This is a genomic window from Sulfobacillus thermosulfidooxidans DSM 9293, from assembly GCF_900176145.1.
Classification (GTDB): Bacteria; Bacillota; Sulfobacillia; order Sulfobacillales; family Sulfobacillaceae; genus Sulfobacillus; species Sulfobacillus thermosulfidooxidans.
Window position 1 is genome coordinate 2,018,876 of the sequence record NZ_FWWY01000001.1, and the last position, 25,085, is coordinate 2,043,960.

Consider the following 25,085-nt stretch of genomic DNA (forward strand, 5'->3'; position numbering starts at 1 on the left):
CGTGTAGCGTTCCAACACGGTTTGCGACGCTACCCCAAAGACGTTCGAGAAAAACGGCTCCTCCGTATGGGCATACTGCCCCCAGACACAAACAATTGCACCAACGCGCGATTTTTTTCTTGGGTGATGAGGTGGCTCAGCTGCCGACGATGGCGGGTCAAGACCTGCAACGCCGCATAGCGCGGATCCGGCGGGGTCCAGGGCGTGACGCGCCCAAACCGCATGACATCCGCAATCAGGGCGGCATCCGCTCGGTCGGTTTTGCCCCGATCCACATAGGTCTCTCGGAATTTCTGGACGACTTTCGGATTGAGGACGTACCAGGTGGGTTGCCACCGCTGCAAGTCGGGGGTTTGCGTCAGCCATTCCATCAGCGGCACATGGTACACGGACGTGGCCTCGACGCCAATGGCCAGCCGCGCGTACGGCGCGGCGTGGGGGTGCAGCCAGGCGACGAATTGCTCGGCCCCCGCCTGATCGTTGGGGACGGTCGTCCGCGCGACGACCTGGCCATCCGCCGCCATCGCGCAGACGACGTGAGCCCCGAGACTGGTGTCAATACCGACGTACAACACGCTATCCATGGGATTTCACCTCCCTTCGCGGAGGAATGCATCGGGAACGGGATTTCGCCGACGCGCCGACGCCTTCGCCGCAACCTCGCTTATAAGCCGTCATCGCCACCCGCGGTGTGCGATAGACCGGTGCCACGGGGGGAGCGGCATCCCGCGCGTTAACTGTGACGAAGCGGCGTCGCCGACTCACAGACTTTCGAAGCCGTCAATCCGGCAGGAGGAATGCAGTCTTGAATCGTCCCGATCTTCTTCGAGCATCGCCGACGAAACCCGATCTGGCAAGCCTGATCATCCCGAATGCCGATTGCTGCTGGCCGCGAGGCAGGCCTCAAGATAAAGCCTCAGGGTAGCAGAATCAATTTCTTTATACGAGGAGGAGAGTCCTATGGCATCTGAGCGATTTCCTGTGACTCTCACGATAAATGGCCAAAAGATTGTTCGAGATGTCGAGCCTCGAACACTTTTGGTTCATTTTTTGCGAGATGATCTAGATTTGACCGGGACCCATGTGGGGTGTGACACGTCCCAGTGTGGTACCTGCACGATTCTATTGAATAATCGGGCCGTCAAATCTTGTACCATTTTAGCTGTCCAAGCCGATGGTGCTGAGATTGTCACCGTGGAAGGATTGGAACAAGACAACTTACATCCCGTTCAACAAGCGTTTTGGGAAAAACATGGATTACAGTGTGGGTTTTGTACACCTGGAGCCATGATGCTGGCCGCTTATTTACTTAACCAAGCAGAACCGTTAACGGACGAATCCATTCGTCATCAACTGGATGGGCTACTCTGCCGCTGCACAGGGTATGAAAATATTGTACGGGCCATCAAACGTGCCAAAGAGATTATCGACGAGCACGACGAAGAGCGATCCCAAGAGACTGCTCAAAGTACTCGGGGCTAAGAACAGACACGTCATAATTTCCAAATACGACGATTGCCTTCTGTCTTCTGTCTTGAATGATGAAAAAGAGGTGACTGAAATGGCTCAAGTGATTGGACAACCCCTAAAACGGCAAGAAGATATTCGGTTGATTCGTGGTCAAGGCCAATATACTGATGACATCAAATTGCCCGGTATGCTTTATGCGTATATTCTCAGAAGTCCTTATGCGCATGCGAAGATTCTGTCCATCGATACGACAGTGGCCAAGACAATGCCGGGCGTCGTGGCCCTCTTTACGGGAAATGATTTAAAAGACGAAGTCGGATTGATTCCTACAGCCTGGATTCCACCGGATTCTGATTTGCAAGTCCCACCGCATCCAGCCTTGGCATATGACGAAGTGCATTATCAAGGAGATGGAGTCGCCGTTGTCATTGCAGAAAGTCCCTATCAAGCACAAGATGCGGCCTTCAACATTTCTGTCCAGTATCAACCCTTGCCAGTTGTCACCGATCCTCGTGACGCGGTGCAAGATCAAGCGCCCTTAGTACATCCCGAAATTGCCCATAATATCGCATTTCATTGGAAAGTGGGGGATAATCTGGATGATATTTTTGCCCAAGCAGACGTCGTGATAAAGCAACAATTTCGCCAGCAACGTTTGATTCCTAGTGCTATGGAACCCCGTTGTGCTGTCGCTGACTATCATGGGGCAACAGGTGAACTGACGCTATGGGCTACCACCCAAAATCCTCATATCCACCGGCTTCTAATGTCTGGCATTTTAGGCATCCCAGAACATAAATTGCGCGTCATCGCCATTGACGTGGGGGGAGCATTTGGTAGCAAGATTTCCTGTTACCCCGATGAAGTGATTGTATCGTGGGCCAGTAAGAAATTACACCGGCCAGTAAAATGGACAGAAACTCGACAGGAAAATTTTCTTGTCACCACTCATGGCCGCGATCATGTTGAGGAAGTGGAATTGGCGGGAACGCGAGATGGCCAAATCCAAGCCATTCGGGTGAAAGTTTATGCCAATATGGGGGCTTATCTGTCGACAGCTGCCCCAGGGGTGCCAACCATCTTATTTGGTTTGATTATTAATGGTGCCTATAAGATCGCTCATGCATCGTCAGAAGTCTTTGGTGTCTTGACGCATACCACACCGGTAGATGCTTACCGGGGGGCAGGACGTCCTGAAGCGACGTTTTTGATTGAACGTATGGTCGACCTTTATGCTTTAGCCATTCAACGGGATCCTCTTGACGTCCGAAAAAAGAATCTCATTCAGCCTGACGAATTTCCCTTTACCAATCCTTTTGGTCTCGAATATGATAGCGGCAATTATCAAGCGACACTGGACAAGGCTTTGCAAATCTTTAACTATGAGGAGTTTCGGCGGGATCAAGAAAATTTGCGAAAGCAAGGGAAATATATTGGTGTCGGTTTCAGCACATATGTAGAGATGTGTGGCTTAGGCCCGTCGGAAGTGGCGGGGGCTGTGGGATTTCAGGGAGGATTGTGGGAGAGTGCGACCGTACGGGTTCATCCTACTGGCAAGGTGAGTGTATTTACAGGAGCGTCGCCTCATGGACAAGGTGAGGAAACGACCTTTGCCCAAATTGTTGCGGAGGAACTCGGGATTGCCATTGACGATATTGAAGTGATTCATGGCGATACAGCACAAATTGCGATGGGATGGGGAACTTATGGATCGCGTACTACTGCTGTGGGTGGTGCGGCGATTCATATGGCGAACCAAAAAGTGATTGAGAAAGCACGCAAGATTGCGGCTCATAAACTCGAAGTCAATGATGATGACGTGGTTTTTGACAAAGGTGTGTTTATGGTCAAGGGATTGCCAGCAAGGAGCATTCGGTTTCAAGAGGTGGCATTGGAGGCGTATCTGGCTTGGAATTTGCCTCCTGGAATCGAACCCGCATTAGAAGGAACAGCTTTTTATAATCCCAAAAACTTTACCTATCCGTTTGGAGTCCATATCGCAGTCGTATCCGTCGATACCGATACCGGTGACATTACTCTCATGCGTTATATAGCGGTCGATGACGTTGGCAAAATTATTAATCCCATGATCGTCGAAGGCCAAGTGCATGGAGGACTCGTTCAGGGAATTGGCCAAGCCTTATGGGAAGGTGCGGAATATGATAACCAGGGTCAATTAATCACCGGATCATTTTTGGACTATACCGTACCGAAAGCTCGGTTCTTCCCGAATTTCGAGACCGCACACACTGAGACACTCTCACCTCATAATCCACTAGGGGTTAAAGGTGTCGGAGAAACCGGAGCCATCGCGTCCACGCCAGCGATCGTCAATGCGGTCATGGATGCGCTGAGACCCTTTAACATTCTCGATTTGCCGATGCCTTTGACGTCTCGCAAGGTTTGGAATGCGATTCGTCAAGCACAGTTGTCTTCATAATATCGCCATTATCACGCAATGATGGGAGGTTAATACACGTGTACACGGCATCATTCGAATACCGGCGAGCACATTCTGTTGATGAAGCATTACATTGGTTACAAGCGGATCCCGAAAACAGCAAGATTTTGGCGGGAGGTCATAGCTTATTGCCGTTGATGAAACTCATGTTAGCCCAACCTCAAGTTCTTATTGATATTGGGCGTATTAGTTCCCTGCAGGGGATTTGGATGGAGGATCATGGGCTTCGTATCGGCGCCTATACGACGTATGCAGAAATTGTACACAATCAGGAGATTACCCGGTTTTGTCCCTTGTTGGCGCAAGTGGCTGCGACCATTGGGGATGTCCAGGTGAGAAATCGGGGAACCATTGGGGGGAGCTTGTGTCATGCTGATCCACAAGCTGACATGCCCGCAGCGGCTTTAGCTTTAGATGCTGAGCTGGTTATGGAAAGTCCTCGGGGTCAGCGCGTTGAATCGGCAAACGAGTTTTTTCAAGCGCCTTTTATGACCTCATTAGCGGCAGACGAAATGCTCACAGCGATACGCATTCCCAAAATGCCAATCCCCGTGTTAAGCACCTATTTGAAACGTCCTCATCCCGCATCCGGTTATCCCGTCATTGGCGTCGCCCTGTGGTTAAAGATGGACGGAGTCGTCGTCAGGCAATGTCATCTTGCCATTACGGGGATTGCGATGTTACCTTTCCGGGCTTTTAAGGTAGAAGAATATGTGCAAGGTCAGAAATTGGATGCCCAAACAATAGCAAGAGCCAGTGCATTGGCCCAAGAAGATGCGGTTCTGGAAGAGGATGAGGATGGATACAAAAGCTATCTCTTGCAGGTCTATGTAGAGCGTGCCTTTTGGCAGTTACTTCAGTCATCACTAAACGAGTGACATGATGGGACAGTGTAACAGTATTGATGAGGTCTTAACACGTCTTGAGGAACAGCAGTATTTAGCCGATAGGTCTTTAGCCACCGCTATCTTTCTCTGCATCAAATTGGAACGCCCTTTACTTATTGAAGGGGAACCGGGAGTGGGGAAGACAGCCGTGGCTCAGGCGTTGGCTAAGATATTCGATGTGCCTCTGATTCGGCTACAATGTTATGAAGGCATCGACCGGGAAAGTGCCTTGTATGAATGGAATTATCCGAAGCAACTGTTGACCATTCGGATGCAGGAAAATTCTTGGCGATCTCATGAGACAATGGAGTTATCGTTATATCAAGAGGAGTTTTTACTAAGACGGCCCTTATTTGATGCGCTACGTCCAAGGGGACCCGCCCCCGTTTTGTTGATTGATGAAATTGATCGCAGCGATGATGAATTCGAAGCGTTTTTGCTGGAAATTTTGTCCGAGTTTCAAATAACCATTCCCGAATTAGGAACCATTAAAGCAAAAGAGAAACCCTTTGTGGTTCTCACGTCCAATAGGACGCGCGATGTGCACGATGCCTTAAAACGCCGGTGTATCTACCATTGGTTAGACTATCCGAGCTTTGAACGTGAACTGGCCATTGTGCGGATGAAAGTACCCGGACTCGATGCCCGCTTAGCTGAGGATATCGTCCGCTATGTTGAGGGCCTTCGCCAACATCCTTTTGATAAGCGGCCCGGACTTGCAGAAACTTTGGACTGGGCCAAAGCGCTAGAGGTCTTGTTAGTCAATCAGTTAAACGCTCAGCTGATTGAGGAGACCATCGGATGTTTATTAAAAGACCGAGACGATCTCATGATGCTGCAATCGGGGAATTCTTTGAATCTTATGGAACGCATTCTCAGGGAGATAGAGGATCATGACGGCGCTAGCACATAATTTATGGGCATTGGCCCGGGCCTTACGACGCTTGGGATTTTCCTTAAATGTGACGGATCTGAAAGATGTGGAAATAGCCCTATCGGTGACTCAGGATTTTTCGGTAAGGGGACTGCATGATGTTATAGAACATTTATGGGTAAAATCCCCATGGCAGAAACAGGTTTTCGATCAGGCTTACATGTTATGGATCCAAGCACTATGGGATTTGGCTCCCACAACTGAGACACCCTCATGGTTTTCCCATTTGCCCGCGGCCCCACCAACCAAACAGGTCACGTGGCTGTCGCAACAAATGGCTCGTTTGAGACTCATGGCGCCTGAGATTGTGAGACTTCACATTCATACCGCGAGCGACACTGAACGGATTTCCGTGAAGGAACCGCCTACAGCGCATGAACTTCGGGATTTGCGTAATCAGTTTCTCAAAATGCCGCATCATCATCGCCATGGTTACCGCAAGATGTCGACAACAAGAGGACGGGCTTGGGATTTATCCAAGACGCTCAGAAAAAGCCTAAGCTCGGGTGAATTGATCCAGTGGTTTTATCATACAAATCGCCCGACAAGACGCAAAACGGTAGTGTTCTGGGATATCAGTCAATCCATGGCTCCTTTCATACCAGTGTTTTTTCAGTTCTTGTACGGATTGATAAATTCGTCCGAATGTGTTGAGATATGGACATTTAGCACGCGGCTGACCTTTGTGAATCCCCTGTTTAATGGGTGTAATGTGGATGGTGCATACCGCGCTTTATTTCATCAGATCCCCGATCTGGGTGGGGGTACGCGGTTAGAAGAAACGCTTTCCACCTTAACGATGAAAATCAAGCCCTATCTTCGGCATCACATGGACTTGATTCTTATAACGGACGGGTATGAGGCCGGGGAATGTAAGCATTTAGAGGGGCTTATTGCTCGGCTTAAACGTCTTACACACCGGCTTACTTGGTGGAATCCATGGCTTGCCGACCCTCAATATGAAATTGTCAGTAAAGCGGGCCGGATTCTTGAGCAGTATTGTCACTTAGAGCGCGCGGGTTCTCTCCTTGATTGTTTTAACGCCTGGAACCGCTTGGCCTAATATCCCTATGTCTTTGGAGAAACTCCATCGAAAGGACCGATATCTATGCAATTATCAGGAAGCAAAATCATTCCCGCATCACCCGATAAAGCTTATGCCTTATTGACTAATCCTGAGATATTGATGCGCACGATGCCAGGCTTAAAACGCCTAACGCCCTCAGAGTCAGGCGGTTATGCTGCGGAGATGGAAATGGGTGTCGCTGCGATCAAAGGAAAGTACCAGGGCCACATGCAGATTCACGATGAGGTTGTGCCAGAATCGTACCGGTTAGTGCTTGACGGACAGGGGCCTGGGGGATTTGTGTCGGTAAATATGACAGTGGCATTTGAACCTCATGAGAACGGCACGCTTGTTCGATATGAGGGAGAAGCCAATGTGGGCGGTACTATTGCCTCTATGGGCCAACGCATGATTCATGGTGTGGCTAATTACCTGGTTAACCAATTTTTCACGGCCATCGCTAAAGAAGCCGAACGGGATATGGTGTCCTAGTCGCGGAGAGAAAGGAGAAGAGAAATGTCCTCGATTCGTGAGGCTCAAAAGATTTTTGAGGCCATCTTTCGTGCCGAAAATGAGGGACATCGCAGTTGTCTTCTCATGATTACAACGGTCCAAGGGTCCGCATATCGAAGGCCGGGAGCAAAAATGATGATGGCGGATGATGGGCGCATGGTCGGAACCTTGAGCGGAGGATGTCTTGAAGGAGATTTGTACCACTATGCGGAGAAAGTGATGAAGACCCAGGTTCCAACGATGCATCATTACAACTTAGTAGAGGATGAAATGTGGGGATTGGGAATTGGCTGCAAGGGCGAAATTGATGTGTTAATCGAACCCATTTGGGTAAACTCTTCTTTTTGGCTAGAATTTTTTCAAGCGATCAATCAAGAAGAACCTCTTCTTCTGGGCTTGCAACTGCCCCAAGGCGAGCGGTTTTACCACAGTGCTTCAGGTGAGAAGGCGAGCTCACTGTCTTCTCAGTCCAAGACCTGGGTCCCCGAATTTAGCTATTCCGCGCGCACCATTGTGAAAGATGGTGTACTTTTGGATTACCTTATGCCCCCTCCGAAGCTCATTGTAGCGGGGGCGGGACATGATGCGAAGCCTGTTGTTGAACTGGCCAAGCGCGTGGGATTTGATGTGTATATTCTTGATCGCCGTGCCCTGTTTAATAATGCGCGGGAGTTTCCTTGGGCCTCTGAATGGATTGTCGATGAGAGTGGGCTGTCTAATCGTCGTGAATTATACGGCGCCTACTGGCTAATTATGAATCATCATCAAGCACGTGATGAGGCTGCTTTATTCCAGGCGATGCAAAGTTACCCTCGCTATATTGGCGTTCTGGGGCCTTTAGCGAGAACCCAGGACATGCTGAAAAATATACAAAAGACTCATGTAGAGGATTTGCCCATCTTTGCCCCAGTGGGACTGGATTTAGGGGCAGAAACTCCAGAGGAAGTGGCTATTAGTATTGTGAGCGAATTATTGATGATCCGTCAGCAAACTCTAGGGGGGCATCTAAATGGGCGTGACAGGATCCATTTGCCACCAGGGAATACAAACGCGTCAACACATCCCTTAGCGCAATAAAGAATAGATCCAGAACGATAAATCAGTTAAAAGTTCAAGGGGATGGCCGGGAAAGGACCATTTCATAATCAGGCCTAGCGATAACGTAGCGGAGAAAAAGTGAATAAACGACAATGGCCGTGCACTATGCGTCGCCCGTGATGATGTTATCCAACGAGATAAAACCATAGACGTGCCTCCTGCTATCAAGAACCGTTACATAAAGGGACGCTGGGCTATACTGGATGCAGATTCGTTCTTTTTCTTGGTATAACGCTCCCCAAGGGAAAAAGTTTCGTCTTCTAAGATTTTTATCCAGATGATTTTGAGAGTCGTCATCTTAATTAAGGCAATGGTTTTAACATGGGGAGTTTTTGGGGAATCACCTGGCAATCCAGCATTTGGGCTTGATAGTCTTCCCCATCAATGTCGATATCCATGATATTCTCACACGCCATGGTAATTTGTTGAGCCCGGATCACATGGACTCCTTGAAGATGAATGTGACGGCCTTGGTATACTTCCACAAAATGACGCAAGAAAAAGGAACGCGCTACCTGATCCACAATAACCACATCGAGGAAACCATCTGTGGGACTTGCTTGCGGAGCAATTTTCATTCCGCCTCCAAAATAGGCTCCATTAGCCATCGCGATGACGAGGGGAGATAGGCTTTGCGAGTGACCATCAATGGTTAAGGTGACGGGCCGAGGTTGAAAAAGCGTATAGGCTTCGAGAGACCCAGCAATAAATGACATGCGGCCTCCAAGGTATTTGGAGCGATTATTCACCAGTCGTGCCGTTAATCGCCCTAAACCGCAATCGGCAACATTGATAAAATATCGCGAAATAGCACTTTGTGGTGTGACTAATTGCAGATAACCTACATCCATCATGACAGGCTGCATGGAAAAGACTTGCGACCAAAATTTTTCGGGCGCAAAGTGAAATGGGGTTAAGACATTGACTGTTCGGTTAAAATCGCTTCCCGTGCCGAGCGGAACGAGAATGATTAGAGGCAAAGGACCTTGTGTGCGAAGAAGGCCATTAACCACTTCATTGAGGGTGCCATCCCCGCCCACCACAAATACAGCCGAAGCATGTTCGTCGACGGCCTGGCGCGCCAAATTTTCCGCATCTTTAGGGGAGGTGGTGACCCAATTTTCTATAGAGAATCCCCATGACGTTACAAAATGCACTAAATTATACCATTTTTTGCTGGCCCGGTCTCTTCCTGCGTAGGGATTGATTATGGCGCGTAACGGGCCTTGTGCCCATGCCGGGACATTCATCATGGATGCTTAACAAATAGGAAGGGGGAATGAATCCCTTTCAAAAACTTCACGCTGAAATCCGGCACTGCGTCTATCCTCCCTAACGTCTCCACTATCAGATTGGGTTTAGTATAGCATGAGTCTTTCAGTTTGATATCACAGTGGGCATTAGCAATTGGTGAAATTTTACCCGTATTAAAAGGCATTCATTTTCTGACTTCCGTATCGTGACGGTACACAATGCGATAAGGTAAAAGAAGGAGATGGCATAAGCTCTATGTTGTGTGAAGAATGTCTGACAACAGGAGAAGGAGATGAACCGATGGCACATCCTTCGTTTTACGGATTTTTATCGAACAGTTATACGTCTGCCCTGGTTTCACCTGATGGCGTGATTGAATGGTTTCCCTGTCCTCGATTTGATAGTCATGCTATTTTTTGTCGGCTACTCGACCAGTCACGAGGGGGATTTTTTAGTATTCAACCTTCTATACCCTTTCACAGCCGCCAAACTTACGATGACAATACAAACATTGTCATTACGACTTTCCAAACCGAGCACGGTATCGCCGAAGTTAAAGATTTTTTACCCATTGGTCGAGTGGCCATTTGGAGACGGGTTAAAACCGAAATTCCACTCGAATTAGTCTGCCGTCCAACGTTTTCGTTTGGTGCGGCCGGTGCTGCTTATAATATCACGGATGATGGAGCCCTTTTTTCTCATCCCGGTGGAGGAGAAGCCGTCAAATTAATTATTCATGGCCCGATGAGAAAACTCGAGCACCGGGATCACTGGGAAATTGGTCCCGGAGAGGTTACAGTCGTCTTGCGTTATGCCCGTGATTACCAAAGCGAACAACAGATGTTAGATGAGCCACTGACAGATCCCCATTGCGTGGAAGAAGGAACCCGTCATTTTTGGCAGCGCAGCCTTCTACCGTATGAGGGCCCTTATCAAGACGCTTTTAACCGGAGCATGTTGGTTATTCGGGGCTTGACGTACCGGACCAATGGTGCTTTACTGGCAGCGGCGACAACCTCATTACCCGAAGTGGTGGGAGAAACCAGACAGTGGGACTACCGTTTTGTCTGGGTGCGTGATGCATCCTATGCAGCAGAAGCTTTGTTACTGGCCGGTGACCCTGTGGCCTGCCGGCGCTTCATCGAATTTATGCTGAATACCGTGGATTTAGCCGGAAAACCTTATGCATCTCCCTTTTACAAAGTGGACGGGACACAAAGTTCTGGCGAAAGAGAATTATTATGGCTTGCCGGCTATAAAAATTCTCGCCCTGTTCGCGTTGGCAATGCAGCCAGTGATCAAACGCAAATGGATATTGAAGGAGACTTATTGTGGGTTGTTCTCTTGTACTGGCAAACAACGCATGATGATACCTTTATTAAAGAATATTGGTGGGCCATTGATACATTAGTCTCATGGGTTGCCGAGAATTGGAATACGCCCGACGCATCCTTATGGGAATTTCGAGAGGATAATGATATTTACTTACATTCTCAGGTCATGTGCTGGGTTTCGTTACACGTGGGCTATATTCTTGCCGAAGAGGTTATGCATCTCGACCGTTTAGCCCAGTCATGGAAGAATGTCGCGGATATTATTGCCCAACATATCTGGGACGACCAAAAAGAGAGTGACTTGCCTTATTTAACGCAAGGTCGTCGCCACCGGCAGGTGGATGCGGCTTTATTAACATTACCATTATATGGATTTGTTGAGCCTAATCATCCGGTATTTGCGAAAACTTTGGAACGGATTGAAGCCGTGTTAGTAGAAAACGATTTTGTCTACCGTTATCGTGAAGACAATATGGGAACCGCACGATATCCTTTTACCTTAGCAGGATTCTGGTTAGCGCGGGTTTATCTGCGGTTAGGCAATCTCAAGCGAGCTGATGAATTGATCGCGCAGCAACTGCAATGTGCTACGGATTTGGGATTATTTGCGGAACATGTTGATCCGAAAACATTCGAACCTCATGGCAATTTTCCTCAACTGTTTCCTCATGCTGCACTGATCACCACACTGATTGAGCGCCAAAGGCTCAGTGAAGACGTAATATCCCCGGGTCAACACCCGCAAGCCATGACGCCATCATCGTAATCTTGTGAGATATCACCGTGTCAGCTATCAAAATTCATGGGAAGATAAACGATAACGAATAGGAGGACGACCAATGAATCAGACAGGATCGACCTTTGTGATTTTAGGGGCGACCGGAGATTTAACCCGGCGATTATTATTCCCGGCGATTTACCGGTTATTTGTCCAAGGAGAATGGAATGCGGGACAGATTGTGGGCTATGCCATGGAAAATTGGGACCGGAACCGATTTCTGCAACATCTCGAAACCAATTTAAAGACCTTTGTAGCAGATTTTGATCCCGAACAGTGGGCAAAGTTGCAAACGCGAATTGCGTATCAGTCAGGAGATTTAACGGCCAAAAGTTTGTCTGCATTGAAAACCTATGTGACTCAGGACGCGATCTTTTACTTAGGGCTTCCCCCACAGCTTTTTGCCGAAGCGGCACAGGGTCTAGGTCAAGCAGGACTTCATCAGCCGCCCTCATCGACTGGGTTTAGGCGGCTTGTGATCGAAAAGCCCTTTGGTTGGGATCTAGCATCCGCCAAGCAATTGGGAAGCGCCTTAGCGCCGTGGTGGGCGGAAAGTCAAGTCTTTCGCATTGATCACTTTTTAGGAAAAGACACCGTGCAAAACGTGCTTGTCTTTCGCTTTATCAACCGCTTGCTCGCCTCGATCTGGGACAGCCAACACATAGCCCAAGTGCAAATTACCTATGCGGAAACATTAGGTTTAGAAGGGCGTTGGCAGTATTATGACAAGGCGGGAGCACTGCGGGACATGTTGCAAAATCATTTGATGCAGCTATTCACTCTTGTGGCTATGGAACCGCCCAGTGAATGGGATGCTGATATTTTACATAATCACAAAGCCGAAGTTTTGCGAGCGGTACGATCGATTCCCCTCGACCAGGTAGCCGATTTTGCCGTGGCTGGACAATATACAGCGGGAAAAGTCAATTCCCAGGCAGTGCCGGGATATCGTCAGGAGGACGGTATTCGCGCGGACTCGATGACCGAAACCTATGCGGCCTTGAAACTATATGTGGATAATTGGCGTTGGCATGGAGTTCCCTTCTATTTACGCAGTGGTAAACGTATGGCGGCGGACTATGCGGAAATTGCGGTGCAGTTAAAATCCGTTCCAGCCAAACTCTTTGGTGCAGGATTATCCAATTGGTTAGTATTTCGCATGAAACCGGAAGAAGCAATTGATTTGGTCATGTGGGCCAAAAAACCGGGAATGGATGTAGACACCGAGCAACTTATTCTGACCGCACCCTATAAAAAAAGCCAGGAAAGTGATTATTCGGCTTATGAACAATTGCTCCTTGATGTGCTAAGAGGCGACCAAAGCGCGTTTCCGCGCTTTGATGAGGTAGAAGAAGCATGGCGGATTGTCGATCCGGTGTTACAGACATGGGCTAATCAAAAGCCGGAGGAATATCCTGCGGGTTCTGAGGGACCTGCAGGACAAAACCGGTTGATGGATGGGGCATTCACATGGCGGCCGCTTAAGGCATTCTCTTGAGGAGTCTGCTCTTGAAGGTCTTATTCTTGGGTTTTTCAGAATTTGTTGGGACCTTTCTGTTAATTGCCGTGGGCTGTTCGTTTGTTGTTGTCGACTTTGCTGCCTCTAGCCCTGTGGTTCACTGGATTCCTGATGCGGGCTTGCGGCGTGCCCTGACCGGATTTTTGTTTGGATGCACTGGTGGCCTGATTGCGCTGTCCTGGGTGGGTAAATGGAGTGGGGCTCATATTAATCCCGTGGTTACGGTGGCATTTTGGTGGCGTAAAAAAATAGCCTGGCCCACGGCGCTCATCTATATTGTGGCGCAATGTGCAGGCGCGATCGGGGGAGCGTGGACCCTAAGAATTTGGGGTGCTTGGGCCAAGATGACTCAAGATGCTATCACAGTGCCAGGACGCCTAGGGCCAATTATTGCGGCCCTGGGAGAACTGGGAGCGACCTTTTGCTTAATTGTCGGTCTCTTTGTGTTTTTAGGGCACAAACCCTTAAGGCGTTTCACTCCTGGGCTTTTTCCTCTTCTCTATGCCTTTTTGGTTTACATCGAGGCTCCATTGTCTGGAACAAGCACGAATCCTGCCCGCACGCTCGGACCCGAAATCATCGCCCATGACTTTAGCGGGTGGTGGGTTTATTGGATTGGTCCCCTATTCGGATGTGTTGTGGGGCTCTTTGTGCTGGATAGGCTCTTGCCTTACCTGAGTCAGGAAATATTGACCGCCAAAATCTCTTATATTCATCACGATCCTCATAGGATGTTGTCGGGATGATACGACGAATATTCTTGTGACGAGATCTGACACTTTGAGACATTCGGCATGCATCCTAAGCAAGTCGAATGTCTTTGTTGTCTCAACATCTATTCCTATTTTGTCATAAATGACAAAAAAACATGACAAAGAATCAGATAAATTGAGGATAATGCTATGATTATTTTGTGATATATCGAGAAAAATATGACACGTTCATTAAGTGGTTGTGAGATGTTCAATAGCAAAGGGAGAGATGTGGATGGCTGAGACATTGGCGTCAGATTTGCAACGTCACCAAAGCCCAAATGAAGGACTCGCCAAAGATCTAACTTGGTTATCGGTCATCGGATTAGGCGTTTCCAGTGAAGTGGGGGCTGGGGTCTTTTATCTAACCGCCCAGGTTCAAGGCGTGGTACCCGGGATTGGGCCTCATGTTCCTCTCGTGTTGATAGTGGATGCCATATTGGCTGCCGTGTTAGCGGTTACCTATTGGTTTTTTTCTCATTCTATTGCGGGAGCTGGCGGTGAGTATCTTTTTGTTTCGCGCAGTCTGGGTCCTCAAGTCGGATTTGTGATTCATGTGGTGTCGTGGTTTGGAGCCACGGCGAGCATTGGATTTTTGGCGTATACGGCCCCATCATTTATTGCTCAGGCCTTGATGTTGGTGCAAAAAGGGGCTGGGCTGTGGATGAGTTCCACAATTGGGACGCTGGTGACGGGGCTCTTTTTGATTTGGCTTGCTTGGGGAATTCATGTGCGCGGAATCAAACATGTGGGAACCCTCGTGAAAATTGCCATGGTGGTTATTTTCCTGGCTGCATTGAGCGTGATTATTATCGGTTTTACTCATAATGGTACGGAATTAGCGCAAAAGCTGGCAACCCACGATCAATTATCTGCGTCCTATCTAAGTGCCCATGCTACTGCTCATCCTTCGTGGCTGGCCTTTTTTGAAGCGTTGCCTGTCCTATATTTTGCTTATGCGGGGCTAAGAAGCGCAACCTATGCGGGAGGCGAAACACCTAATGCCAAAATGGTGGTCGGGCGGAGCATTCTGATTGTCTTGGCCTTGGTTGCGGTCTTGTATGTCAGCTTTGCTCTGGCGTTGTATCACATGGCACCGTGGCCAGTTGTTGCGGGGCTAATATCAACTGGGCACAAATCCTTGGCGAATGCGACCGCGTTAGCCGGATTATTTTTACCCAACTGGCTTGCTGTCACATTAAGTTTTGGTGTGGCCTTTATTGTTTTTAAGACCATGTTGCCCGGGATGATGGGACAATCCCGCATGTTGTTAGCCTTTGCCAAAGATGGCTGGGTTCCTAAGCCATTGGCTCAGTTATCGCCTAGGAAAACCCCAGTCACGGCTTTAACTGTAGGGGCTCTCTTGTCGAGTCTAATTTTGATTCAGACAGCGTTAACCGGGACAGCCTTTGGTCTGGCGTCGAGTGTTCTTGCCGGTGCCATTGTGCATGCTGCCTTAGGACTGGGGCTAATCTTTATGCCGACATTGGCACCGGCGTTGTTTGCCGCCAATAAAAGTTGGTTAGTCCATTATGCTGGGTTGCGAATTCTTTTGGGATCCTTGATGGTTCTTATCGGGGGCGGCTTAGGAATTTTAGTGGTGATTCCGGAAATCAAAAATCCTTGGTACTTTAACCCGTTATTCCAAGTTCTTCTTTTTGCTGGCATTGGGGTCGTTCTTTTCCGTCATTACGCGAAGCGGGAGGTGCCTTCTACTTCGTCATAACCAGATGCCAAACAAAACAATATGTGGTAAGAAAAAAGATAGGGTATCTTTCCTATCTTTTTTCTTTCTTTTTGCTTGTTTTTTCTCATCTCGTTTGTGTGACTATCGAGGTATGTCATTTTATACGTTTACCGTCATGGCAAGCCGGATGAAAAACGGGCTGATACCTGGATACCAAGGCCCATCCACACCATTCTTTTATAGGGCCTGTTTTCAAAAGAGGTGGCGTAGGGGTAACGCTGTGTTCGAGATTATTCAATTCGAGGGAGGTTTGAGGCTACGGGTAACGATTTAAACGACAATGACCTTAGGCTTGTCCGCTGGGACGAATCCATGGGCGTGCAATTTGCCGAGCCGTGGTATCAAGACCCGGATGTTCTCTATTTTTCTGAAGGGCCAGGGTGTCAACCCTTTAACACGGAACGACTTTGGAAAATGTATCGGTATCTTCACCATCACGGTCAGTTATACATTATCGAAACTTTTCACCACAATGATTGGCGGCCCATTGGGGATGTGACGTTGGCCCAAGATATGATGCCGATAGTAATTGGTGACAAGAACTTTCGGGGACAGGGCCTTGGTTTTCGCGTGATATCCTTATTAATCCGTTATGCACAAGAACACTTAAAATGGTCGTCTTTAGTGGCACATAAAATCTATGTCTATAACGCAGCGAGTCTACGTGTATTTACCAAAGCGGGATTTTGCATCACCCATCATGCAAAAGATGACCGAGGATTAGAGTATGTGCGCATGGAACTACCGTTGCAGGCAGAAAAAGACAGATAAGGAGAAGAGACATGTTGACAGGGGTTTTACGCTGGTGGTGGCAGCCGTCTTCATGGTTGTCAACGACAAAAGGGCGCATCCTTGAGAGACCATGGATTGGGGCTTTGGTTTATGAAGGTGGCCTGCTATTGGTGGCCATGATCTGGGGGACGAGTTATTTAGCGACCAAAACGATTGTGGCCATCCTTCCCGTCTTTTGGTTTCTGGCCTTCAGGTTTTCTCTCACGGCATTGATTTTGTTGGTCTTATCCTATAAATCGTTACGGCACACTTCGTGGCAGCTGTGGCGTTCGGGTATGATATTGGGATTGTTTATTTCTGGAATCTATGTTTTGGAAACAATCGGTATCTCGCAAACATCCGCCGTTGATGCTGGGCTTCTCATTGCGTTGAACGTGATTTTGACCCCGTTTGTTGATGCCATGATTCGAACCCATCGCCTCCATTGGCGAGTGGTGGGGATTTTGGCCGTGGGTCTTCTGGGAACAGTATTAATAACAGGATCCCAAAGTCTGTCGCTCACCTTAGGATCTCTCTGGATTCTAGGAGCTTCAGGGTTAAGAGCGGTACAGGTGTCTTTCAGCAAAAAGTTGGTCGGGGGACATGACTGGGATCCCAAGATTTTGAGTTTTATCGAGTTTTCGGTGGTGGCTGTAGTCACCTTTTTGATTGCTAAACTCTACTATCCCTTATCATGGAGCCAACTTCTTCAAATACCGTCGTCGGTCGACGAATTGATTCTTTATTTAGTCTTGCTTGGAACCGTTTTTGCGTTTTTGATGCAATGGCAAGCTATTAAACGTAGCAGCCCAGCAAAAGTGGCTTTATTGCTGGGAACAGAACCGTTATGGGCTTTATTGGTGGGAATAATTTGGGGACATGAGCACTTGTCTCTGGCTGGATATTTGGGAGCCGCGTTGTTAATTGGCGCGACCCTCTGGGGACGAAGAGAAGGTTAGGGGGATAATGCCGGGGATTGTTGAGCACGGGAGATGTTGTATACAATCGTAGCGGACCTGATGTATGGTCTATAACATGAAACAGACAGGAGGGGTTTAACATGTCTCTATGGTTTGTCGAATCGGCCTCGTCAGGTCACAAGTTGGAATGGAAGATTCGCCGCGAAGTCTATTCCACCCAGTCGGCCTTTCAACATATTCGGGTGGTTGAAACCGAACAATTTGGGATGGCTTTGATTCTTGACGGGATTATGCAAACAACCATGGGAGATGAATTTATCTATCATGAAATGTTAGCGTTTGTGCCCTTGTTATCGCATCCCGCTCCCAAACGGGTTCTGATTATCGGAGGTGGCGACGGCGGGCTATCCCGGGAGGTCCTGAAGGTGCCCGGTGTCGAACATGTTGTTATGGTCGAAATCGATCCCATCGTCGTGGACGTGGCTAAGCGGTATTTTCCCCATCACACGGAATCGTTGAATGATCCGAGACTTCACATTGTGTTTGAAGATGGCGCCGCATTTTTGAAGTCTCAAGCCCACACACCTGAGAAATTCGATGTGATTCTCGTTGATTCGACCGATCCCGAAGGAGATGGGCCCGGCCAGTTTCTTTATACCTCTGCCTTCCATGCCGATGTCAAGAATGCATTGAATCCTGGCGGTATTTATGTGCAACATACCGGTGCCCCATTTTATAACCCGGAAGTGCTAGGTATGGTCACCGAAGATGTGGGCAAAAAATTTCCCCTTTGCCAAACGTATTGGGCGACCGTTCCAACCTATCCCGGAGGCATTTTTACTTTCACCGCGGGATCTTTAGGTCCCGACTTATCACAACCCATTCGCGCATTACCCTGTGAAACCCAGTGGTATACGCCAGATATTCACCGCCTTGCTTTTGCGTTGCCGCCCTACCTGCAAAACTTGATTCGAACCGAAATCAAAGCAACACGTTAAAGATTGGGGGATATTCTCCCCCAATTTGTTTTTTGTTGTCTGCATCCCGCGCTATTGATGAACCGGCAACTTTTTCCATGGGCCGACGTCGCCTTGCCGGTAAAAAATCGACCCCAGAAAATTGGGGTGTGTGGCCTCAATACTTAAACCTAGAAACGTATTGGACGAAAAATGCCGGGTGTATGCGCCGGATTTTAGCGTGGTGGGTACCGTAATCATCCACACACTAAGGAGTTGGTGCTGTGGACCTTCCCCTGAGCCAATAAAGGTGACGTGAGATCCTCCGACGTGTTGTTGCACCCAGGACGTAGCGGCAGGAAAGCTGGCGGGGCTGACATCCACGTTGGCGGCAGAAATACTTCCACACGCCGTTAAAACGGTCGATAAAATCACGGGAACAATTGCGATGGGGCGTAATGCCAAAATCCGAGTCATGGAAATTCCTCCCGTGCTCACGGTGATCCTGATGATAGCTAGTGACGTTGACGTGGCCATTTATTAAATTTTCATTGGCTATTGTACCACTAAGCGCGCTTGTATTAGCGCATGTCTTTGGCAATCTACGGTAAGATGAATGTACGGGTAAAAGGCCGCAATGGCAAAATGGAAAGGACGTGTACGGGGATGGCAAAAAATGAGAGGAATTATGAGAAGAATGGGCAAGCGTCCTATTCCGGTATCGCCGACACCAAACACTATAAAGAGGCAATCCGACATCTTCAAATTGAACTCGTTAAAGTCCAACGTCACGTTGTGGAGACGGGATCAAAAATCCTCATCGTATTTGAAGGCCGCGATACCGCTGGGAAAGATGGCACCATCAGGCGATTTGTGAAATATCTTAATCCCCGCGAAACCCGGGTCGTGGCCTTAGCCAAGCCCTCTGTACAGGAACTCAGCCAGTGGTATTTTCAGCGTTATGTAAAGCACTTGCCATCGGCTGGGGAAATGGTTTTCTTCAACCGGAGTTGGTATAACCGCGCTGGCGTCGAAAAAGTGATGGGTTTTTGTTCTGACGACGAATATGAAGAGTTTATGACCACGGTTCCCTATTTTGAACAAATGCTACGCCATGCAGGAATTCACCTGTTTAAGTATTATTTGGATATTGATCGTCACGAACAAGAAACGAGGTTGGAGGCGCGGCGGGATAACCCGTTAAAACAGTGGAAGATGAGTGCGATGGATGGGGTGGCTTTAGCCCATTGGGATGATTACTCATTGGCCCGCAATCAAATGTTTCTTCGCACCTCGAGCCCTGAAAGCCCGTGGATTATCGTCAAGGCTGATAACAAAAAGTTAGCGCGGATGAATCTTATCCAACATTTTCTTATGCAACTGGAGTATCCCGGTAAAAAGCATGAGATCCTTCATCCGGATCCGGACATTGTCTTTCCCTTTTTGGAAGATGATTTGCATAATGGGCGCATAGCTCCCTAAGAGATTTAGACTTCGACCGGACGCTTTTGATCATAATATGGGAGTAGACTTTTAATAATGTTCAGTTGCTGCTGAACTTGCTCAAAATCTTCTTCCGTCTTGGCCAGGGAGACAAGACCATGAAATAATCCAGTATGAAAGGCGATTAATTGGCGCTGGTAGACGCCTTGCGGCAAGGAATCATTCAGGTGAATCGGACGGATTTCCGCATATTGAGCAATCAGGTGTTGTCTCATTTTCTCGATTTGTTCGGGAGACATACTATTCCTCCTAAAAAATTATGACCTTGTGATAATATTATATCCCAATAGTCGAAGAATAGAACCCCAATTGCATATAAAGCCTGCGCATTCCCTTTCCTAGGTCAGGCCAGAAAAGGTCAAGCGGGCGGCGGCCGTTTGCCCGCCTTGCGGGGGTTTTCTTTCTCCCTTAAGGCTTGACATAGCGTTTTACCGTTTCCAAAGACGGATGGCCGATACTTCCGGCATGGTACGCCCGTGCGGCAATCTGGGCAAGGGCATTAAAATCCGCGCCGTGGATCATTAATCATCTCAATGCGGCCGCAATCCGGGCAGACAAAGACATGGACAATAATATTTTTTTCTGTTAACTGATCGAAGAACGCTTCATCACGTGCGCCCAACAACACATCAGCGGCTACACCCCATCCCCGGTTCAAACCGCCCGTGCGCAGTGCATGGGGACCCCGGTATTCCATGGCAATTTGACAACTTTGGCACATATGATCCGGCAAGTTTTGTGCAGAAGATGTGCCTTCCATGGCATTTCGCAGCGATTTAAAGAATCCCATCACGTCTACCTCCTTTTCGATTGTGAAAAATTTTAGCATAGGCAGGACACAAACGTGGGGTTAAGACATTTTTGTTGGCCATTTTGGCACGTTATTCTTTTTCTTGCGACGAGGTTTTGTATGATGAAGACAATTTTATCAGCAAAATAGAAAGGACGAAGAGACGGCTTGGCTTATGAAACCAGATTGGTTAAGGGATTATGCTCTGGCGAAGATCAGTTATAAACCCCAACGAACCCTTTGCCGGTCCATAAAGGGGGAGTTAGTTGTTGACGAATGGAATGATGAGGGGCGTCATCGATGGATCGTGCCAGGTCGAAATCCGAATGTGATGAAATCATTAGTTGAGATATTGCCTGAGCACGGTGTTGTAATGGCAAGAGCTTCAGTGCTTAACCCTTATATGAAGAACAAAGGCATCAGCACCGTACGAAAATTTTATGTTATGGCAAAAGACAAGGCACCAGCGAATTGGCCCTCTTGCGTCACTATTGTTCAGGATGAGGATTATGCCGCCATTAAGGATTTCTATGATGCCTCGCCTTTTCCAAGAGAGCCAGACGTTCTCCGGCACCAGATTGCGCGTGGGCTTGTGGTTGCCATCAAGCAAGATGGTATGTTTGTGGCCGCTGGACTCGTTGACGGGGACAAAGGAAATACGGGTGTCATTGCGGGGATCTTTACCCTTGAATCATACCGTAGACGGGGATATGCGCTCAAAATAACGGAGGCATTAACGTTCTTGATTAGGCAAAGAAATAAACGGCCCATTTTGTTTTGGCAAAACCCGGTGGCCGGGCGGGTTTACCAACGAGCGGGATTCTCTTTTCTGCAAGAGGATGTAGCACTGTGGCAAATTTATTGGTGATCCGGTTAATTCTTCAACCCATAAAGGAGTTAGAAGGTAGACCATGATGTCTAAACCGTGGGATGAGGCACACAATGTGGGACAAGCCTGGCACCGTTGTTTTCACACTTTTTTTAATCACCGATCTGAAGACTTTTTCGAAGTTTTTCCGCCAGGACGCAAAAAGGCCCGCACGGCTTTTAACTGGAGTTTTGGCGCTTTATTCAGTGCGTATGCAGCGTGTTTAGGCATTCCCGCCTTAAAACCGGAATTGCTTCAAGACTTGCCAGCATTGAAAAACGCTCTTTATAGATACAAGACGAATCGGCATCAGGGGTTTTTGAGCACAACAGGCAAAGGACAAGGGCAGGGCGATATCTATTATGATGACAATGCCTGGCTTGCACTGGCGGCTCTTGAGATTTTTCGTCATACCGAGGAAGAATTCTGGCTCGATATGGCCTATCACATCTACCAGTTTATTATGCAAAATGGATTTGAGCCCAAAACAGGTGGGGTCTTTTGGCGAGAATCTCCAAGAAGTTCTTTGCATGTTTGTTCAACGGGACCAACCCTGTTATTGGGTGTGCAACTCAAACAATTCGGCTGCTCTATTGCGGAGGCAGATTTGACGAAAATGCTGGCATGGTGTTGGCACATGCGCAATGATCAAGGCTTATTCCAAGACCATGAAGAATTTCAAACAGGACGTATCGATAAAGCGATTTATACCTATAATACGGGAACTCCGCTGCATGCCCTCGCCACAATAACTGAGATTATGCCTAAGCCTTTGTACCAGGATATGGTCTTTGATATCGTAAAGAGCTTGCCCTATTTGCTCCACGACAAGACTTTGCCGCCGACCCCCTGGTTTAATGTGGTGTTGCTGCGCGCGCTAGTTTATGTCCACACACAGCATTTAGGAGATGTTAGCCAAGTTATAGATGCCTATCGCCACGCGATGATCGATGCATGGGAGCGTTTTGAAAACACCTCCGAGCCTCTTGTTCTGCCTTCTTCTGAAAATTCTTCGGGGATCCTCCTGCGAGATGCCGCAGCATCGGTAGAGACATTAGCTTGGTTATATCGCCTCGAACATGTGTCAGTCAAAGGATCAGGTTAAAGATTTTCCTTAAACGGGTTAAATGATGCTGTACACACAAAATGGCAGAATCGTGATAAACTCTTCAATATGTGTGAATATTAACTCTTTTATAGCACAGAGTATGTGCTGATCGATGACTGACGGAGGGACGGACAGTGGATAAGATAGCCCAAGCCAAGAAAATGGCGGCTGAGCGAGCAGTAGATTTTGTGGAAGATGGAATGACTATTGGGTTAGGAACGGGGTCAACATCCTACTTTGCGATTCAACGTTTAGGAGAACGCGTGGCAGAAGGTCTTCGTATTCGAGCCATTGGCACATCCAAACGGACCGAAGAATTGGCTCAAGCTGTTCATATCCCTCTCATCACTTTTTCTGACGTGAAAGAACTTGACCTGGCAATTGACGGAGCCGATGAAGTGGCGCATGACTATTCCCTGACGAAAGGTGGAGGCGGGGCATTATTGCGAGAAAAATTGGTGGCTTCCGCTGCGCGCCGTTTTCTCGTGATTGTTGATCATACCAAGCGGGTTCATCATTTAGGAAAATTTTTGTTGCCCGTAGAAGTTGTACCATTTGCCTGGGAACTGACTCATTACCGGATTGAACAGTTAGGCTGCCGAGCGACAAGGCGGCGGCAAGATAATGGGGAACCCTTTATTACGGACAATCACAATTACATCTTGGACTGTGATTTTGGGGAAATTGTTGATCCGCCTTTGTTGCATAACGCGTTAAAAGCATTACCAGGTGTTGTGGAAACCGGGTTATTTATTGACATGGCCTATGCCGTCATTGAAAGTGACGGCGAACATGTCACGGTGGAATATCCCAAGTCCTAAACCCTTTTTGCGGGACGCTCCTTTTGCGAAAGTTGCTGGTGGCTGGCGACCGGGCCGTCACAAAGGAGCGTCTCGTGCAAAGCGTGACGTTATATGGGAATGACGGGAAGGGCATGAATTTGAAACCGGTTATCGTGATATTCCAGAAAAACCCCTGCAACATTGCCGTAATGCAAAAATTGAGCACTGGTCCATGGCGCCTCTAAAATACTCAAGGTAACCGCTTTCAGACAATCCGCGTGGGTGACGCCGATGACAAGTCCTTCATGATATTGGGATGCGATCATATCTAAAAACGCATTCATTCGTGCGCCGACCGCACTAAGTTTTTCCCCGCCCTGAGGTGGGGATTCAGGATTATGCTTCCATTGATTATAATCCTCGGGATTAGTACGCAGGATATCGTCAATCACTTGCCCGTCGAAGGCTCCAAGATGAATTTCATGAAGGCGGGGATCAGGATAAACAGTTGGGACATTCAGCGTTTCAGCCCAAATTTGGGCTGTTTCCATCGTCCGGCGTAAAGGACTTGAGTAAATGGTTGAAACAGGCTGCCCTTGCCATTTTGGGGCTAGACTTTGAGTTTCTTGGCGACCATAATCTGTCAGAGCCGGGTCGAAGCGATCTGATACAATCACGTTGTGGATGTTGGCTTCGCTCTCCCCATGTCGGACTAATAACACGGATAAAGGCAACGGATGTTCCTCCTCGCATAAGACAAAACGAAATTTTGTGGATTTAGGAGTATGTATTATTGATAATATCTTAAATCTCTTGAAATCTTTTGACCTATCATCACACATGCGATGTCCAATCACAAGTCATCCTGATATAAATAAGATTGTCCATCATGCCATGAAAAAGATGATCGTAAACAGAACTTGTCGCAAAGATCGCATAAAGTTATGATAGTCATTAGTATGTGCCACGACTTTTACGGGTAAAAGAGGAGCTGGATGGGTCTCATGGCTACGCGTTCGTTTCTTTATGATATTCAAGTCACCTTATTAGACATGCCGTGGCCGGTATGGCGACGACTATTGGTTCCAAGCACCATCACCTTTAAAAAGTTTCATGAAGCCATTCAGATTGCGATGGGATGGCAAAATTATCACCTGTTTGAATTCCGTTACGGTCCCATTGCGATTTCAATACCCGACGAAGATTTTCTCGTGGATGAGTTCCATTTTGATGCTCGGTGGAAAAAATTATCATCCCTGAACCTGTCAACATCTGATGTTATGTCCTATTTGTATGATTTTGGAGATAATTGGGTGCACTTGATTCATGTTAAAGGGATAAGGCCCTTAGAACATCGTGAATTGAGTGTGCGCTGTACCGGTGGCGAAGGCGCGTGTCCTCCTGAGGATGTGGGCGGGCCCTATGGCTATGAACAGTTTTTGCAGACGATTTACGATAGCGAAGATCCCGAAGCCAACCATTTGCTTGACTGGGCAGGGGGATCTTTTGACCCGTGGGCCTTTGACCGGAACCATGTGAATAAAGAAATGGCGCAACGCTTTAAAAAATGAGCC

Annotated in this window: 26 protein-coding genes; 19 read left to right on the forward strand and 7 right to left on the reverse strand. The window is 48.0% G+C overall.

Annotation, left to right across the window (positions count from 1 at the left end; genetic code table 11):
* Positions 1–29: 29 nt before the first annotated feature.
* Complete coding sequence (locus B8987_RS10130) at positions 30–575, reverse strand: IS110 family transposase (protein WP_242940658.1); 546 nt, start codon at positions 573–575, stop codon at positions 30–32.
* Positions 576–960: 385 nt separating this feature from the next.
* On the opposite strand from B8987_RS10130, the gene B8987_RS10135 reads away from it, so the two are divergent.
* From B8987_RS10135 to B8987_RS10165, 7 genes are all read left to right on the forward strand, one after another.
* Entirely contained in the window at positions 961–1,482 is a 522-nt protein-coding gene (locus B8987_RS10135) for a (2Fe-2S)-binding protein (protein WP_020376023.1), read from the forward strand.
* Positions 1,483–1,561: 79 nt separating this feature from the next.
* Positions 1,562–3,910, forward strand: coding sequence for a xanthine dehydrogenase family protein molybdopterin-binding subunit (locus tag B8987_RS10140; RefSeq protein WP_084661434.1), 2,349 nt, complete (start codon positions 1,562–1,564; stop codon positions 3,908–3,910).
* A 38-nt stretch (positions 3,911–3,948) separates the two neighbouring features.
* Positions 3,949–4,809, forward strand: a complete 861-nt coding sequence (locus B8987_RS10145; RefSeq protein ID WP_176213218.1) for an FAD binding domain-containing protein — start codon at positions 3,949–3,951, stop codon at positions 4,807–4,809.
* Position 4,810: 1 nt separating this feature from the next.
* Positions 4,811–5,731 (forward strand): AAA family ATPase, encoded by a 921-nt coding sequence (locus B8987_RS10150; protein WP_242940659.1) that lies wholly within the window; start codon positions 4,811–4,813, stop codon positions 5,729–5,731.
* A complete protein-coding gene (locus tag B8987_RS10155; protein ID WP_084661437.1) occupies positions 5,712–6,815 on the forward strand; it encodes a VWA domain-containing protein in 1,104 nt (367 codons plus the stop codon). The genes B8987_RS10150 and B8987_RS10155 overlap by 20 nt, the downstream gene beginning before the upstream one ends.
* A gap of 45 nt (positions 6,816–6,860) precedes the next feature.
* Positions 6,861–7,310, forward strand: a complete 450-nt coding sequence (locus B8987_RS10160) for an SRPBCC family protein (protein ID WP_084661438.1) — start codon at positions 6,861–6,863, stop codon at positions 7,308–7,310.
* Between the two features lie 24 nt (positions 7,311–7,334).
* Positions 7,335–8,408: an XdhC family protein gene (locus B8987_RS10165; RefSeq protein ID WP_084661439.1), complete on the forward strand. Its 1,074-nt coding sequence runs from the start codon at positions 7,335–7,337 to the stop codon at positions 8,406–8,408.
* Here B8987_RS10165 and B8987_RS10170 read toward each other — a convergent pair.
* Positions 8,397–8,576, reverse strand: coding sequence for a hypothetical protein (locus B8987_RS10170; protein ID WP_084661440.1), 180 nt, complete (start codon positions 8,574–8,576; stop codon positions 8,397–8,399). The genes B8987_RS10165 and B8987_RS10170 overlap by 12 nt on opposite strands.
* Before the next feature lie 155 nt (positions 8,577–8,731).
* On the reverse strand, positions 8,732–9,682 hold the full coding sequence (locus B8987_RS10175; protein ID WP_084661441.1) for a diacylglycerol/lipid kinase family protein: 951 nt from the start codon (positions 9,680–9,682) through the stop codon (positions 8,732–8,734).
* Between the two features lie 301 nt (positions 9,683–9,983).
* Between B8987_RS10175 and B8987_RS10180 the strand changes: the two genes are divergently transcribed.
* The 7 genes from B8987_RS10180 (at position 9,984) to speE (ending at position 18,502) form a co-directional block, all read left to right on the forward strand.
* The gene (locus B8987_RS10180) at positions 9,984–11,783 is read left to right on the forward strand and encodes a glycoside hydrolase family 15 protein (protein WP_084661923.1); all 1,800 of its coding nucleotides are present in this window, start codon (positions 9,984–9,986) and stop codon (positions 11,781–11,783) included.
* Between the two features lie 73 nt (positions 11,784–11,856).
* The gene (gene zwf / locus B8987_RS10185; protein WP_084661442.1) at positions 11,857–13,293 is read left to right on the forward strand and encodes a glucose-6-phosphate dehydrogenase; all 1,437 of its coding nucleotides are present in this window, start codon (positions 11,857–11,859) and stop codon (positions 13,291–13,293) included.
* A gap of 11 nt (positions 13,294–13,304) precedes the next feature.
* Positions 13,305–14,060, forward strand: coding sequence for an MIP/aquaporin family protein (locus tag B8987_RS10190; RefSeq protein ID WP_176213219.1), 756 nt, complete (start codon positions 13,305–13,307; stop codon positions 14,058–14,060).
* Between the two features lie 241 nt (positions 14,061–14,301).
* Positions 14,302–15,792 carry an APC family permease gene (locus tag B8987_RS10195; RefSeq protein ID WP_176213220.1) on the forward strand — a complete coding sequence of 497 codons (1,491 nt, stop codon included), beginning with the start codon at positions 14,302–14,304 and terminating at the stop codon, positions 15,790–15,792.
* A gap of 258 nt (positions 15,793–16,050) precedes the next feature.
* Positions 16,051–16,584 (forward strand): GNAT family N-acetyltransferase, encoded by a 534-nt coding sequence (locus B8987_RS10200; RefSeq protein ID WP_278281302.1) that lies wholly within the window; start codon positions 16,051–16,053, stop codon positions 16,582–16,584.
* Between the two features lie 11 nt (positions 16,585–16,595).
* A complete protein-coding gene (locus tag B8987_RS10205; protein ID WP_084661446.1) occupies positions 16,596–17,543 on the forward strand; it encodes a DMT family transporter in 948 nt (315 codons plus the stop codon).
* A gap of 101 nt (positions 17,544–17,644) precedes the next feature.
* Positions 17,645–18,502 carry a polyamine aminopropyltransferase gene (gene speE, locus B8987_RS10210; RefSeq protein ID WP_084661447.1) on the forward strand — a complete coding sequence of 286 codons (858 nt, stop codon included), beginning with the start codon at positions 17,645–17,647 and terminating at the stop codon, positions 18,500–18,502.
* Positions 18,503–18,553: 51 nt separating this feature from the next.
* Here speE and B8987_RS10215 read toward each other — a convergent pair whose 3' ends face one another.
* Positions 18,554–18,937, reverse strand: coding sequence for a hypothetical protein (locus tag B8987_RS10215; RefSeq protein WP_084661448.1), 384 nt, complete (start codon positions 18,935–18,937; stop codon positions 18,554–18,556).
* A 189-nt stretch (positions 18,938–19,126) separates the two neighbouring features.
* Here B8987_RS10215 and ppk2 point away from each other — a divergent pair, with 189 nt between their 5' ends.
* Positions 19,127–19,942, forward strand: a complete 816-nt coding sequence (gene ppk2 / locus B8987_RS10220) for a polyphosphate kinase 2 (protein ID WP_242940660.1) — start codon at positions 19,127–19,129, stop codon at positions 19,940–19,942.
* A 5-nt stretch (positions 19,943–19,947) separates the two neighbouring features.
* Here the strand turns inward: ppk2 and B8987_RS10225 are convergent, their stop codons facing one another.
* Both B8987_RS10225 and B8987_RS10230 read right to left on the reverse strand, forming a co-directional pair.
* Positions 19,948–20,202: a hypothetical protein gene (locus tag B8987_RS10225; RefSeq protein ID WP_020376046.1), complete on the reverse strand. Its 255-nt coding sequence runs from the start codon at positions 20,200–20,202 to the stop codon at positions 19,948–19,950.
* 260 nt (positions 20,203–20,462) lie between these two features.
* Complete coding sequence (locus B8987_RS10230) at positions 20,463–20,753, reverse strand: hypothetical protein (RefSeq protein WP_084661450.1); 291 nt, start codon at positions 20,751–20,753, stop codon at positions 20,463–20,465.
* 175 nt (positions 20,754–20,928) lie between these two features.
* Here B8987_RS10230 and B8987_RS10235 point away from each other — a divergent pair, with 175 nt between their 5' ends.
* The 3 genes from B8987_RS10235 (at position 20,929) to rpiA (ending at position 23,550) form a co-directional block, all read left to right on the forward strand.
* Positions 20,929–21,621 (forward strand): GNAT family N-acetyltransferase, encoded by a 693-nt coding sequence (locus B8987_RS10235; protein ID WP_084661451.1) that lies wholly within the window; start codon positions 20,929–20,931, stop codon positions 21,619–21,621.
* Positions 21,622–21,664: 43 nt separating this feature from the next.
* Positions 21,665–22,726, forward strand: a complete 1,062-nt coding sequence (locus B8987_RS10240) for a glycoside hydrolase family 76 protein (protein WP_084661452.1) — start codon at positions 21,665–21,667, stop codon at positions 22,724–22,726.
* A gap of 137 nt (positions 22,727–22,863) precedes the next feature.
* Positions 22,864–23,550, forward strand: a complete 687-nt coding sequence (rpiA, locus tag B8987_RS10245; protein WP_084661453.1) for a ribose-5-phosphate isomerase RpiA — start codon at positions 22,864–22,866, stop codon at positions 23,548–23,550.
* An 89-nt stretch (positions 23,551–23,639) separates the two neighbouring features.
* On the opposite strand, the gene B8987_RS10250 is transcribed toward rpiA, so the two are convergent.
* Positions 23,640–24,245, reverse strand: coding sequence for a histidine phosphatase family protein (locus B8987_RS10250; protein ID WP_176213221.1), 606 nt, complete (start codon positions 24,243–24,245; stop codon positions 23,640–23,642).
* 270 nt (positions 24,246–24,515) lie between these two features.
* Here B8987_RS10250 and B8987_RS10255 point away from each other — a divergent pair, with 270 nt between their 5' ends.
* Positions 24,516–25,082 carry a plasmid pRiA4b ORF-3 family protein gene (locus B8987_RS10255; protein WP_037913799.1) on the forward strand — a complete coding sequence of 189 codons (567 nt, stop codon included), beginning with the start codon at positions 24,516–24,518 and terminating at the stop codon, positions 25,080–25,082.
* The last annotated feature ends 3 nt before the right edge of the window (positions 25,083–25,085 follow it).